Source organism: Rouxiella aceris, assembly GCF_012933545.1.
GTDB classification, from domain to species: domain Bacteria; phylum Pseudomonadota; class Gammaproteobacteria; order Enterobacterales; family Enterobacteriaceae; genus Rouxiella; species Rouxiella aceris.
The window spans coordinates 49336-63810 of record NZ_JAADJU010000005.1; the positions used below are offsets into that span (position 1 = coordinate 49336).

General features: G+C 49.8%; 9 protein-coding genes. 3 read left to right on the forward strand and 6 right to left on the reverse strand.

Features of this window, described 5'->3' with window-relative positions; all coding sequences use genetic code 11:
- Positions 1-153 precede the first annotated feature (153 nt).
- Entirely contained in the window at positions 154-3018 is a 2865-nt protein-coding gene (gene rcsC, locus GW590_RS10450; RefSeq protein WP_169402999.1) for a two-component system sensor histidine kinase RcsC, read from the forward strand.
- Between the two features lie 221 nt (positions 3019-3239).
- Here rcsC and rcsB read toward each other — a convergent pair whose 3' ends face one another.
- The 4 genes from rcsB to GW590_RS10470 all read right to left on the reverse strand — a co-directional run bounded on the left by rcsB (position 3240) and on the right by GW590_RS10470 (position 10418).
- A complete protein-coding gene (gene rcsB, locus GW590_RS10455) occupies positions 3240-3896 on the reverse strand; it encodes a response regulator transcription factor RcsB (RefSeq protein WP_169403000.1) in 657 nt (218 codons plus the stop codon).
- 4 nt (positions 3897-3900) lie between these two features.
- A complete protein-coding gene (gene rcsD, locus GW590_RS10460) occupies positions 3901-6645 on the reverse strand; it encodes a phosphotransferase RcsD (protein WP_169403001.1) in 2745 nt (914 codons plus the stop codon).
- A 22-nt stretch (positions 6646-6667) separates the two neighbouring features.
- Positions 6668-7834, reverse strand: a complete 1167-nt coding sequence (locus tag GW590_RS10465) for an MFS transporter (RefSeq protein ID WP_169403002.1) — start codon at positions 7832-7834, stop codon at positions 6668-6670.
- A gap of 568 nt (positions 7835-8402) precedes the next feature.
- Entirely contained in the window at positions 8403-10418 is a 2016-nt protein-coding gene (locus GW590_RS10470) for a DUF4034 domain-containing protein (RefSeq protein WP_169403003.1), read from the reverse strand.
- A gap of 926 nt (positions 10419-11344) precedes the next feature.
- Here GW590_RS10470 and ompC point away from each other — a divergent pair.
- A complete protein-coding gene (ompC, locus tag GW590_RS10475; RefSeq protein WP_169403004.1) occupies positions 11345-12445 on the forward strand; it encodes a porin OmpC in 1101 nt (366 codons plus the stop codon).
- A 199-nt stretch (positions 12446-12644) separates the two neighbouring features.
- Here ompC and GW590_RS10480 read toward each other — a convergent pair whose 3' ends face one another.
- The gene (locus GW590_RS10480; RefSeq protein WP_169403005.1) at positions 12645-13259 is read right to left on the reverse strand and encodes a TetR/AcrR family transcriptional regulator; all 615 of its coding nucleotides are present in this window, start codon (positions 13257-13259) and stop codon (positions 12645-12647) included.
- Positions 13260-13390: 131 nt separating this feature from the next.
- Between GW590_RS10480 and GW590_RS10485 the strand changes: the two genes are divergently transcribed.
- Positions 13391-13876 carry a nuclear transport factor 2 family protein gene (locus GW590_RS10485; protein WP_169403006.1) on the forward strand — a complete coding sequence of 162 codons (486 nt, stop codon included), beginning with the start codon at positions 13391-13393 and terminating at the stop codon, positions 13874-13876.
- Here the strand turns inward: GW590_RS10485 and GW590_RS10490 are convergent, their stop codons facing one another.
- A complete protein-coding gene (locus GW590_RS10490; protein ID WP_169403007.1) occupies positions 13877-14263 on the reverse strand; it encodes a helix-turn-helix domain-containing protein in 387 nt (128 codons plus the stop codon). It lies immediately after the preceding gene.
- Positions 14264-14475: the final 212 nt, after the last annotated feature.

Below are 14475 nucleotides of genomic sequence, written 5' to 3' on the forward strand. Positions count from 1 at the left end.
GGCTTTGTCAGCAGTTTGCGGGCATAACGTGGCAACATGTTATGCCCTTTTCTTTGCAGAAAAGCGTGGATAACTGGCTTTTTCTGGCGGGGATCAGTAAGGTAGGACGATCGCCGGTTTCTCGGTTTTTCCCGTCATTGCTATGGTATTCGCTTGAAGTATTTAACTTCGTTTAGAACAACATTACGCATTTCCCGCTACCTGTTCAGGGTGCTGGCTATTATGCTTTGGTCGCTTGGCGCCTTGCTGACGACTTTCTATGTGCTGAATATTTTCCATAACAAAGAGTCTGAGATCCGCGAAGAAGACAATCTCAATTACACCCAGGCGCAAAGCTATATAAAAAGCACCTCGGATGTGATGCGCGATGTGAAGTTTATGGCGGAAAAACGCTTAAACGACTCGATGAATGGTCTGGATATCATCAATGGCATGCTCAGCAGCAAAAATGCCCAGCCAACTTATCATCCGTTGTTTACCGAATCAGACTGTTCCCATCTTAGCGACAGTTCGCGTAATTCGCTGATTTCCCTCGGCAATATGATCCACTATTGGAAAGATAACTTCGCCGATAATTATAATCTCAAGCGCGTATTCTTTATCGGTGGCGAAAGCCTGTGCCTGGTAGATTTTGGCATTATCAGTAATACCTTGCCGATTGAACGTGAAAACGTCCTTAAATCGCTGCATGACAAAGTGATTAAATATCGCAATGGTAAAAACCAGGATAAAGAGAACAGTTTCTACTGGGTGGCGCCGGGGATTAATAAAGAGAGCGGCAATCTCTATGTGCTGACCCCGATTTATGTTGGCAATAAACTCGAAGCCTTGATGGGCATCCAGCAAACGCTGCGCATCGAGGACCTGACCGCTTCGGGTCCTACCCATCCGGGAGTTACGTTGCTTGATGAGGATGAACAGCCGCTACTGAGCTTTGCCGATGGCGATCTTCCTGACAGTTATCCCGATAGTCAAAGCTATTTTGGTTATATGAATGGCTATAACGACCTGATATATAAAAAATCGCTGCCACCTTCGACGCTGAGTATTGTCTATTCACTGCCGTTTAAAATGGTGATCGAGCGGTTTAAAGTGCTGGTGCTCAATGCGGTGCTGCTTAACCTGTTTTCAGCGCTATTGTTGTTTGTGCTGGCCTGGGTATTTGAGCGAAAAATGTTTTTGCCAGCGGAAGAGAATGCCTTCCGTCTGGAGGAGCATGAGCAGTTCAACCATAAAATTGTTGCCTCGGCCCCGGTAGGGATTTCCATCCTGCGTATTAGCGACGGGGTGAATATCCTGAGCAACGAGCTGGCGCATAATTATATCAATATGCTGACCCATGAAGATCGTCAGCGTATTACGCGCATTATTTGCGATCAGCAAACCCGCCTCGTCGATATTATTACCCGCGATAACAACAATATACAGTTAAGCTTTGTCCACTCGCGCTACCGTAACGAAGATGTGGCCATCTGTGTGCTGATTGATGTCAGCGCGCGGGTGAAAATGGAAGAATCCCTGCAGGAAATGGCCAATGCGGCGGAGCAGGCCAGCCAGTCCAAATCCATGTTCCTGGCCACCGTTAGCCATGAGCTGCGTACGCCACTGTATGGCATTATTGGCAACCTCGATCTGTTGCAAACCCAGGGGCTGCCGCAGGGGGTAGAGCGTCTGGTGACGGCGATGAACAATTCGTCGGCGCTGCTTTTAAAAATTATCAGCGATATTCTCGATTTCTCAAAAATCGAATCTGAACAGTTAAAGATCGAGCCACAAGAATTCTCCTGTCGTGAAGTGATCACCCATATTGCTGGTAACTATTTGCCGCTGGTGGTGAAAAAACACCTGGGACTGTACTGTTTTATTGAACATAACGTACCTGAGGTCTTTATTGGCGACCCGGTCCGCTTGCAACAAGTGCTGTCCAATATCCTCAACAATGCCATTAAATTTACCGATACCGGTTGTATCGTGCTGCATGCCCGCACCAGCGGCGATTATCTGGAATTTATGGTTCGCGATACTGGCGTCGGTATCCCGACGCGCGAAATTACCCGCCTTTTTGACCCCTTCTTCCAGGTGGGTAGCGGCGTTCAGCACCATTTCCAGGGTACCGGCCTCGGGCTGGCGATTTGCGAAAAACTGATCAACCTGATGGACGGTGATATTGCCGTTGATTCCGAGCCGGGTTTGGGCAGCGCCTTTACCGTCAGACTGCCGTTATATGGCGCGATACCCCCTGCGCCGCCACAGCTTTCGCTATGGCAGGGAAAACGGCTGTGGGTTAATATTCGCAACAACTATCTCGAAAACTATCTGATGCAGTTGCTGCATCATTACGGCGCCGACGTGCAGCGCTGGCAGGCTGAGGATGACACTCAGGCTGAAGATGTAATGATCACTGATATGCCGTTTATTCATCACGGCGATCTGCATGCGCAAATCGAATTTTCCATCGATCATATCGGTCAGCCGCAAGAGACCCGCCCGGGTTACTGGGTGCACAGTACCTCTACGCCGCTGGAGGTCACGCTGCTGCTCAACCGCATTTATCAGCTTAATGATCGCAGCCATGACCAGATCAGCAATCTGCTGCCGGAAGTGATCGAATCCCCCGACAATGGAGATATTTCTCTGCTGGTGGTGGACGATCACCCCATCAACCGACGTCTGTTGGCCGATCAACTGGGTTCGATGGGTTTTCTGGTGGTTACCGCCAACGACGGTCTCGATGCGCTGGAAGCAATAAAAGTCCATCAGATCGATATTGTGTTAAGCGACGTCAATATGCCCAAGCTGGACGGCTATGGCCTGACCAAACGGCTGCGTGAGCTGGGTTATCGTCTGCCGGTGATAGGTGTCACGGCCAATGCACTGGCCGAGCAAAAACAGCTCTGTCTCGAAGCGGGGATGGATAATTGCCTGTCTAAACCGGTCACCCTGGAGCAACTGCGCAAAACCCTCAGTTATTACAGTCAGCAGGTGCGACGTCAGCGTTTAACTAAACCCATCGACTAAAATATTGCCCATTAAAAAGGCCAGCTTGCGCTGGCCTCAGACGGCTAACAAAGTCCGTTATTAGGGAGAGTGCACCGTTGGGGTCGTAGCGGGCTTGCCCGCCGGAGCGCCCCTGGGTGTGCTATGCCCGGGTATCTCGATCATCAAGACGACTTTGTCATCAAACTCAGGCCAGCTTGCGCTGGCCCTAAACGATGCAGACAGGGTCTGCGCTGCCTTGATCAACCCTGGCCGCGGTCAACCGGCGTGGAGCTGACGGAAGAGAGATAGTTGAGCAGGGCGATATCGTTCTCTACCCCCAGTTTCATCATTGCCGATTTCTTCTGGCTGCTGATGGTTTTGATACTGCGGTTCAACTTCTTGGCGATCTCGGTCACCAGGAAACCTTCGGCAAACAGACGCAGTACTTCACTCTCTTTCGGCGATAAACGTTTGTCGCCATAGCCGTTGGCGCTGATTTTTTCCAACAGTTTTGACACGCTTTCCGGGGTGAATTTTTTCCCCTTTTGCAGCGCAGCCAGAGCTTTGGGCAGGTCGGTCGGCGCGCCTTGTTTAAGCACAATGCCTTCGATATCCAGATCCATTACCGAGCTGAGGATGGCCGGGTTATTGTTCATGGTCAGTACAATGATGGACAGCTGTGGATAGTGACGTTTGATATATTTAATAAGCGTGATGCCGTCACCATATTTGTCACCTGGCATGGACAGGTCGGTGATCAGGACATGGGCATCGAGCTTGCTGAGGCTATTGATTAGCGCAGTTGAATCTTCAAACTCGCCAACTACATTAACCCATTCAATTTGTTCGAGGGATTTACGGATCCCGAATAGGACGATAGGATGGTCGTCGGCAATAATTACGTTCATATTGTTCATGTGATTAGCTACCTTGCTGCAGCAGTCTGGAGACAAAAGAATCAATCTGATTAATATTGTCTGAGATCATCAACACTTCGCCTTTGGCGAGATGCTGCTCTAATTTTTCACACATTTGCTTCCCTGGAATGATGTTTAGCATGGCGAATACTCCCTTAAGCCGATGCGCAGTCTGGGAAAGCGATGTAAAATCACGACGTTGATTCTCATTATACAGTTTCTCTATATCTTCCGGTACTGTATCAACAAAAAGCTGGTAATAGTCACTGGATCGAAGCTGTTTAACATAGCCTTCAATTTCGTCATTACCGGTACCGGCATCGGAATTACCGTTCGCTGAATCATCAGTGCTGTGTTCAAGGGAGAAAGACTCCGTTTCCTGCTCCGCTTCTTCCAGCAGTTGCTGCTCAATTAACAGTAGGGTTGCGTCAATCAGGGCACTGCTTATATTATAATTGACGCGAATATAGTGTTTTTCCAATTTCTGAAAACCGTTTTCATCACTGGTCAGCAACAAGGTGTAGCGGTCGCTGTTTTGTGGATTATCGGTTAATAATACATCGTATTCACGCGTAGGTTGCCGCTCATCGGCGACAATGCACAGCGCGCCATAGGCATTCATCACCGTGGTGACAATCCCTCTGACTTCATCGGCAGTGATATCCAGTAACAGCGTGACATCATCAAGTAATTTTTCGTCGTTGGCTGCCGGCTCCGGTGTCTGCACGCTCTGTTTGATACGCACCGTATAGCGAGTACCAATATCCATTTTACTGCGGATTTCCAACTGACCACCAAGCTTCTTGCACAGCTGGTTACACAGGTAAAAAGTCAGCCCGGAACCATGGTTAAAGCGGTCGACCAATGTCTGGCTGAGGAACGGATAGTTAAGGTTGCTCAGTTCTTCTTTTGATAAGCCACTACCGGTATCGGTAATGTGAAAAATCAGCATACCTGGGTGCTCGGCATCCTGTTCACAGCTTAGTGTCACCTTGCCCAGCGAGGTGGAAACAATGGCGTAATCAAGCAGTAAAGAGAGAATTTTTTTCACTGCCTGCCGATCGCCGACGTAATTATTCAGTGGGTTAAGCTCAAAGTGATTGATCAGCATCAGCCCTTTCTGGTTAATTTTGGGCAGCGCCTGCAACAGCATTTCATCAATCAGTGACGACAGAGAGTACTCTTCTTGTGTTGGCTGCCAATCCTGGGTCTCCAGGCGAGTGAGCAGGGTAATATTATCCACCAGCGTCAGCACATTTTTTGACTCGATCAATAACGTCTGTGCCAGCTGCGGGCGATCCTCCTCCGCGGTGTCAATGGTCAACTGTTGCGCCAGATCATGCAGGTCAATCAGCGGTTGATTAAGTTCAATCCCCAGGTTGTGCAACATCAGTTTGCGCGCCTGCAGGTTTTTTTCGTATTCGCGACGTGCCTGCTGCAGTGTTTTACTGACCATCGCTTCCTTGTCCTGATCGTGCATCATAAACAGGAAGGTTTCCGGGGAGATTTGGCTGCGGATCATACGAATTTCATACACTTCGTTATTGATAGTCGCCTGGATCATGCCGTGATTTTCTTCCGCCATATTGGCGATTTTATTCAGGCTTAAATGCGGCAACAACTGATCGGCAATTTTATTGCTCACCACCACGCTGTGGCTGCTGAAGTTGTAGATCAGCAGACCAACGGACAAATTGGAGATGATCTCCTGATTAAGGGCCTGCTGGGTCTGCAGTTGTTCGGCCATATTTTCGCTGGGGCGCAGATATTGATGGCGAATAAAATAGAGCCCGGTCAGTGCCATGCCCAACAGCACCAGGTTAGTCAGGATCAGCCAGAAATTATTGTGTGACAGATCGACCACCATCGAGAACAGTGGTACACGGTAGGTCAGGTTTAACGGTGAGTTGCTCAGTGGGGCACTGAAATACACCGAGCCACCCTGAAATGACAGGCTGCTGCTGACGCTGGCCGTCTGCGGTGCATCACCTTCGTTTACCGTGTCATTATTATTGGTCAACTGGAAATTGTCCCTGGCCATGGTTGGCGGGATCAGGTCGCTCATTGGCAGGTCAAAGGCGATCACCGTCGCCAGATTGCCAGGATTATTAAAGGTGGTGCGCAGCGAAAAGAAATAGTCGCTGGAGTTGCGTGACTTTCGCAGATTGGAGTAACTTTCGCGCTCATCGAGGGTATTGGCCTGCTGCAACATTTCTGTGCGTCGCGATTGCAGGGCACTGGCGAAGTAGCTTTCTTTTAAGCGTGAATCTTGTTGTTGCAACGTCTGAGTGGTGATCAACATCAGACTGTTATCTTGGCCATTTAAATAATACATCGAGTAGGGCAGGGTCTTGGCCCCCCACTGATTATCAAGAAACGCCGAAATTTTCAGTGCCAGATCCAAGGTCGCTGCATCGTGAGTACCATAGATCACGGCATCGGTTTTTTTGTGCGCCTTGGCGACAAAGAACATGTCCTGACGCAATTTTACTTCCTGAACATTGGCCGGGATCTGCGCCAGCGGTTGTCCGGTGAAATTATCGTAAATTTGATAGGTCAGATAGCGATAGTTATCGATACGTTTTTGCAACTGCTCGGCGGTGGTTTGCAGCGTACGCAATTTATCGTTCAGATAGGCATTGGTGTAGTTATAGCCGTAGAGGCCCAGCCCCATTACCAGAAGCAGAATGAAGATTAAAAAAAATCGCGTGATATTGGTCGACGTCAGCGATAAATATTTACTTGCCATGGTGGTAAGGCTTTTCCTTCGGTTAGCGAGTGACAGCACGTGCGCTGGCGGCAACCAGCAGTAATAACGCCGCGACACAGCTTAAGGCAATCGACAGATTGCTCAATTGCGCAATAAAGCCGACCAGCGCCGGACCGGCTAAAATTCCGGCGTACCCCAGCGTAGTGATGGACGCAATGGCCAGATTGGCTGGCATGGTGCTTTGATTGCCCGCGGCGCTAAACATAATGGGCACCAGATTGGCAGCACCGAGGCCGACCATAATAAAGCCAATGGCCCCAGCATACAGACTATCGACGGCAACAGACAGAAGTAGTCCGGCGCTGGCCACCAGACTGCCAACCAGCAGCACGCTAAAGCGTCCGCAAGCGTTGATGATTTTATCCCCGGACAGGCGGCCAATGGTCATGGCAATGGCAAACAGGGTATAACCCATCCCGGCGTGATGTGGGCTAACGCCGCGCTCGCTGGTGAGAAACAGTGCGCTCCAGTCCAGCATGGCACCTTCTGTCAGGAACATCACAAAACAGAGTAAGCCAAGGAAAATCACCCAGCCTTTGGGTAATACCAGCATCGGCTCACCCTGTTTACGTTTGGTATCCTGCCAGAGATGTTTACTGATGCCGAGCAGGCAAACCAATACCAGCGCACTGACCGCCAAAGTAGCAACCGCCGGTGTCAAGGCCATTGACAGCAGGCCGCTTACCGCCAGTGCGCCAAAAATGCAGCCAATGCTGAAAAATCCGTGGAATCCGGACATCATTGCGCGACCGCTGGCTTTTTCCACCACCACGGCATGCACATTCATTGCCACATCAACCATACCAATGGAAATACCAAACACCAGCAGGGCCAGCGCCATAGCCAGTGGTGAATTCATTAATGTAAGCAAGGGAAGATCGAGGCACAGCACCAGCGTCGATAAAAGGATAACGGTTTTGCAGCCCAGCTTACCGGTTAACACGCCGGTCAGGGGCATAGAGAAGGTGGATCCGGCCCCAATGCAAAGCAGCAGCAAGCCCAGGGTTCCGTCGCTGATATCAAGACGCGTTTTGACAAAAGGGACTAAAGGTGCCCAGGCCGACATCACAAAACCTGACAGCAGGAAGATAATCCTGGTGGCCATCTGCTGGCACCGGCCTGGTTGGGTCTGCAGGGGAGTCAGGCTTATCGTTGAGTCTGCTGGCATCTGGTTGTTAATCCTTTTTTATATTTTATGAGATCCCTATTGCACAGGATACAACGAATACTTATCGATAACTCCTTCTCTTTTCAATGAAAACGTCACAGAAAAGCGCGATTTTGCTGAAACTGGCCGCATATTTTAACAGAAATTAACCGCGTCAGTTATTTCCTGTCGTCCTAATTATTGTTTTCTTTACACACTTCTGAACGCGGCATCTGGCTGAAAAGGGAAAAATTATTAATTAATTTTAATGAAATGACTAAGGGGTGCTTAACAATTAGCCGCTACCATAGTTAGATAATTATGCGGGTATAAAATATATCTTTAAATATTTCATCGCTTTATGTGGCTATCTTTTACGCTATCGACATAAATAAAAAACAGAAGTATTAATGTAATATCGATATTTAATTTAATGTTTTTATCTGAATGATAAGAAGATTAGCAGTAGTCTGACCCACGTGTAGGCCGCTACCGCCAACATAAGGGCCTGCGCAGGGATCGGGCTCCTCACGTACTGATGTACGCTGCGGTTTCTGCGCACCGTCCGTTCTTAAATGGCTCGAGAGAATTATTCCATTTCCTCTTCGTCGGGCAGGGATGGTGACGAAGGTTGGCGGTAGGCGGCGGTGAAGTCGGCGCCTTCTACCTTGCGTTTGTCCTGCCATAAACTCATGCGCGCGCGTAGCGAACCCTCAAGTTGGCGAATGGCCAACTGGGCCGGTTCCGACTCGGGATTGAGCTCAAGCACAAACTTCATCATCTGCCAGGCAATATAGCGGTTCTTTTTGGTGCCTACGCCCTGCATCCAGGCCATACCCAGGGTATAAGCCGCAGCAAAACGCTCAGGATGATCGACATTGGCGATAATAGCCGGCAAATCCTGCTCCACCGCCTGGCGTTTTTCCAGTTCTGAACCTAAATCCAGTGCGCAACTGGCGCGCCAGTAGTCGGCAGAAGCATGGCCGGCGTCAGTAGCACGCTGATACCACTGCATGGCCTGGGCATAATCGACCTGGTCACCCAAACCTTCGCGCAGCGCATTGGCACAGCTAAACATCGCCGGTACCCATCCAGAGCGGGCAGCGCTCAACACGCAGTCCAGCGCATTGCTATCATTGTGAAACGACGGCGGAACATCCAGGTGCCAGGCGTCGCGATAAAAGAAAAACAGTTCATAGCTGTGCACTACGCTGCCACGGCGTGCCATCTCGGTCATTAAATAATGCGTGGCTTCCATATCGTCATTGAGTGCCATATCGTGCGCCAATAGCAACAGATCTTTACTGACGCTCTCTGTGCTTCGCTGCTGTTGCATTAATTGCCAGGCCCGGTCCATCAGCCGGTTGCTCAGCTCGGGATCGCAGGGTAAGCCATATAGCCCATAGTGAACGGCGGTAGCGGCAAAAGCCGTTAGCATGGGGTCGCTGGCCTGATTAATCGCTCGTACCAGCAGCGAGGTCAGTACTGACAGTCCCTCTTGCTGCGCATTGGCCAACACAGCGCGGGAAATAAACAGCGCGGCAAATTTTCCGGGCATCGCCTGCGGGGAAACGGCAAACAGTTCGCTATAGACCTGCAAGCCCGCGTGGTCATCATCATGCCAGTAGGCAATACAGGTACCTGCCAGATCCAGCAGGGCAATGCGCGTTGCCGGCTCCAGGGGCTGGGACAGCAGATCGGCTAAGCGCTGCTGTAACTGACTGGCGCGAGGAGAGTCGCGATCGGCAATCTCGCCTTGCAGCGCATCAAGCAAGGCATTGGCGCGGAACTGATTACGCTCATCGTCGCTGAATTCGGCGCAAAGCGGACTATCGATAATCTGATATTGCTGCTCGTCATCACCGCCCCAATAGCTCGAGTGCAACAGTAAATAGGACTCCATACTGCCGACATCATGATGGCGAACCGACATCGCCATGCGTAGCCAGTAATCAATGGCTTCCTCGTCGTCACGGCGAGTTTGTTGCAACACGTCAGGCAGTTGTTGAGGCCATTGGCTGGCGGGCACCACACCGAGATCATAAAGATAGGCGGCACCTTGCTGCCATACCAGGCTGTTTTCAATGTTGAATTGTTCGTGCAGCGGCTTGGGCGCGCGACCGGCAAAGAGATCGCGCAGCCAGTATGGTTCGCCGAAGCCGCCGGCAAGATTCATCATATGACGAAAGGCATGGGTCGGACGCGGGTGGTATTCAATGGCACGAATAAAGGAGAGAACGGCATAGTCGCAGCACAGTTGGGCGCCCAGCCATTGGGCATCTTCCACTTCCTGCTGTTGACCTTTGCCACGACGGATAACCCATGCCTGTTCGTGCCACAGCATGCCAAGCAGGCAATGGACGTGATAGCTATCAGGGCACTGTTGCTCCCAGTTAAGCAGCGTCTCCAGACGGTGGATGGCGCTTTCTTCCTTGGTAAATAACGTATCGGGATGCATGATCAGGCCATAGGCATTATCTGTCTCGGTCTGATTCTGCCAACCGCGCATTTGTGACAACAGCCACTCGTCGAGTTTGAAAAAACGGCGGGTTGCCAGCAGCATCTGTGCTTTGGCGATGTTGTCTTGCTTGTCCGGTTGTTGCATGCGATTCCTTATTGGCTTGCAGGATTGGTTGACCATCTTCAATGGCGCCAGTGCCGTAGTGTAGCGACTGTGATGGCCGGCCACTGCGGGATTGCTCTTATAGTAACGGAATATGCGCCGCGCTTGTTGGCTAACTGCGGATTTAAATGCTGTCTTTTCACCGGGCTGAGGCGCTTTCAGCGTAAAACGAGGGCGTCTGGTCAGATGCTGATCCACTGCGTGACGCGCAACCAAATCAGCGTGGCGTTGATGGACCGGCAATTGAGCCAGCCTGGCGTATAAAACATACATATTAGCGCTAACGTCTTGTTTTTATTTGATGATTTAAATAGTGATCATTAAAAAACTCTTGAGCATAACGTGCGATTATTTGTAAATAGAAAGTAAGGTTGCGGGTAAATAGGGTTTTCTGTTGGGAGGTTAATGGAGTAAATAACCGCTAAGATTAGGCGCTTAAGGAAGGAAACAGCAGGAGAGAAAAGTCATCACCGTGATTAATTACCGCACGAAAGGTAAAAAAAACCGGCCAAAAAGGCCGGCTGTCGTTTCCGAATACATGGGATAATGAAGGTAATAAATAACAAATAATGATGATAGCGAGATGGATTATATAGGGCTTTCTGTTTTTGTATTTATCACTTAGTGCGCTTTTCATTTTTTGTATCTTTTTGTTGTGTATGGTTTTTTTAATTCTTTAGCGATAAGTGCTATATTTTGTGTGTTGAAGAAACGCCCGGAAGTTCGTAAAAATACAATATTTATTACATTTGTTTGTTATTGTGAAACACTATCGTGTATTCCGTATCATTTTCTTTATGGATTAATATATTTTATATCCCGAGAATAGAACTGCCAGTCACTTATGGCGATTGTTGAATTTATGATTCAGTGGCAGCGACACGATATACCTTAATGAGGACAGACAAATGAAACTTCGCGTTCTTTCACTCCTGGTTCCCGCTTTATTAATGGCAGGAACCGCCAGTGCGGCAGAAATCTACAACAAAGACGGCAACGTATTAGATCTGAACGGTAAAATTGATGCTGAGCACTACTTCTCTTCCAACAGCGGTGTTGATGGCGATCAGTCTTATATGCGTTTCGGTTTCGACGGCCAGACTAAAATCAGCGATCAGATGACCGGCTATGGCCAATGGGAATACCAGGCCGCGCTGAATACCGCAGAAAGCCAGGGCACGGCCAACAGCTACACCCGTATTGGTTTTGCCGGTCTGAAATTTGGTGACTGGGGTTCATTAGACTATGGGCGCAATTACGGTGTCATGTACGACGTTGGTTCATGGACTGACGTTCTACCTGAGTTCGGTGGCGATACTTATAGCGCAGACAACTTTATGGAACAGCGTGGCAATGGCCTGCTGACCTACCGTAACAATAATTTCTTTGGTCTGGTCGACGGCTTGCATTTTGCACTGCAGTATCAGGGTAAAAATGACAACGGCAGCGGTGAAACCGATGGCCGTACCGTGCAGGCAGCCAACGGTGATGGTTACGGCATGTCCGTTTCCTACGATATCGGGATGGGTATTAGTGCTGCGGCCGCATACAGCAGCTCCGATCGTACTACCTTGCAGAATCAAATGGCTTTCGGTCACGGCGACAAAGCTGACGCTTACAGCGGCGGTTTGAAATACGATGCCAACAACGTTTACTTGGCAGCGATGTATACCAAAACTGATAACCTGACGCGTATTGGGGCCGAAGGTAATGATGTTTACGGTTTCGCCAACCAGGCACAAAACTTCGAAGCAGTAGCCCAGTACCAGTTTGATTTCGGTCTGCGTCCATCGCTGGCTTACCTGCAATCTCGCGGTAAAGACATTGAAGGCTATGGCGATCAGGATATTGAAAAATACATTGATGTCGGTACTTACTACTACTTCAATAAAAATATGTCGACCTTTGTTGATTACAAAATCAACCTGATGCGCGACAGCGAGTTTACCAGCGCCGCCGGTATCAATACCGATAACATCGTGGCAGTAGGTCTGGTGTATCAGTTCTAAGTATTAGATCGAGTATAAACAACGCAGCCCCGGCTGCGTTGAGTTTGATGATAAAGTCGTCTGCATGATCGAGATACCCGGGCATAGCACACCTAGGGGCGCTCCGGCGGACAAGCCGCTACGACCCCAACGGTGTACTCTCCCTAATAACGCACTTTGTCAGCAGTCTGAACGCAGCCCCGGCTGCGTTTTTTGATCGCTAATGGCAGGGATTTGTTTCGCTGTTTTGCCAACCCACCAGCAACACCTCCAGCATCTCCTGCAATAAACCGCTGACCTGCCGGGCATCACCGGCGATCTGCGCCTGCACAATGGCACCATCAATCAATAGCGCAATACTCCGGGCATGGGGCATCTGCTCCTGTTCCGCAGGCAGATAGCGCGCAACTTCCTGTGCCATAGCCTGCTTATGCTCGGCGGAGAGGGTTAGCACCTCGGGCAGGGCGTGGGCGTATTCCAGACTGCTATTAATAAAAGCACAGCCGCGAAAATTTTCGTCGGCGAACCACTCTTGCAGGGTATTCGCCAATGCCGCCGCCAGTGTTGTATCGCTGGCGCAGTTGCGCGCCAGCGTGGTGGTAAACCACTGCATCCAGCGTTGATGACGCAAATGCAGAAAGGCGAGGATCAGCGCATCTTTACCGGGAAAATGACGGTAAAAGGTGACTTTGGTCACTCCGGCCTCTTTGATCACACGATCGATACCGGTGGCGCGGATACCTTCACGATAAAACAGACGGTGCGCGGTCAACAAAATACGCTCCCGGGCGGGCAGGGCGGTCAGTTCAGAAGGCGAAAGGGGCTGCATATCCATTTTTTCACTGCCTGTCAGAATGATAAAATAATCACGTAGACAACTCTGTCTACTTGCGCTAGTGTGACACATGTAGACAGAGTTGTCTACGTGACGATGTTGATGAGTTTTTCTAAAACAGTGAGGCAATAATGACCGAAAACCGCCCAGAGTTGATTAAAAAACCCCTTCCTCCTTTTACCCGCGAAACGGCGATTGAAAAAGTCCGTCTGGCGGAAGATGCCTGGAACAGCCGCGACCCGCTACGGGTAAGTCAGGTCTATTCAACTGATACACAGTGGCGCAACCGCAGTGAGTTTGTTTCCGGACAACAGGCTGTAGTGGCATTTTTGCAAAGAAAGTGGGCTAAAGAGCTGGATTATCGATTAATCAAAGAGCTATGGGCGTTTGACGGCGAGCGTATTGCGGTGCGTTTTGCCTATGAGTGGCACGACGATTCGGGGAACTGGTTCCGCAGTTTTGGCAACGAGAACTGGGCGTTCAATGCACAAGGATTGATGTTTGCCCGTCACGCCTGCATTAATGATTTACCCATCGCCGCCACCGAACGCCAGTTCCATTGGCCGTTGGGACGTCGACCCGATGATCACCCGGGCCTCAGCGAGTTTGGTTTTTAGTCAGGCCGATTTTTGATGGCTAATATGCAGCGGTGGCGCAACATCCAGTTTGATATCAGGATTTTGGCGGAACTCGTAGGGCGTAATATTAAAACGCTTGCGGAACATATAGGTAAAGTGCGACTGCGATCCAAATCCAAAGTCCATGGCAATATCAAAAATTGAGGAATCACTGCTGCTTAGCTGGTACACCGCGCTGGCCAGACGCCGTTCACGAATATATTTACCCAGTGAGATGCCGGTGGACTCTTTGAACAGTTTTTGCATATGCCAAAGGGAGTAGCCGGAATACTCGGCCAGCTCCTCAAGATGGATCACTCTTCCCAAATGGCCTTCAATCCATTTGCTGAGTGCGTTGACGATAGTGAGATGAATGTCTTGTGCCATAGCCCGTCAGTGGTTGGTTTCGATAGGATGATTATACACAAATTTGTCGTAATGACGGAGACAGCACCGGATTTACCGCGGACCTGCCGGCCATCTCAGTGCAGCAAGATCCAGTGGATGATACGGGCGATAACGTCATCGAGCACCACAATGCCAACAAGGATGGCAATCACCATCAATACAAAGCGTTTACCGGTGGGCAAAATGGAGGC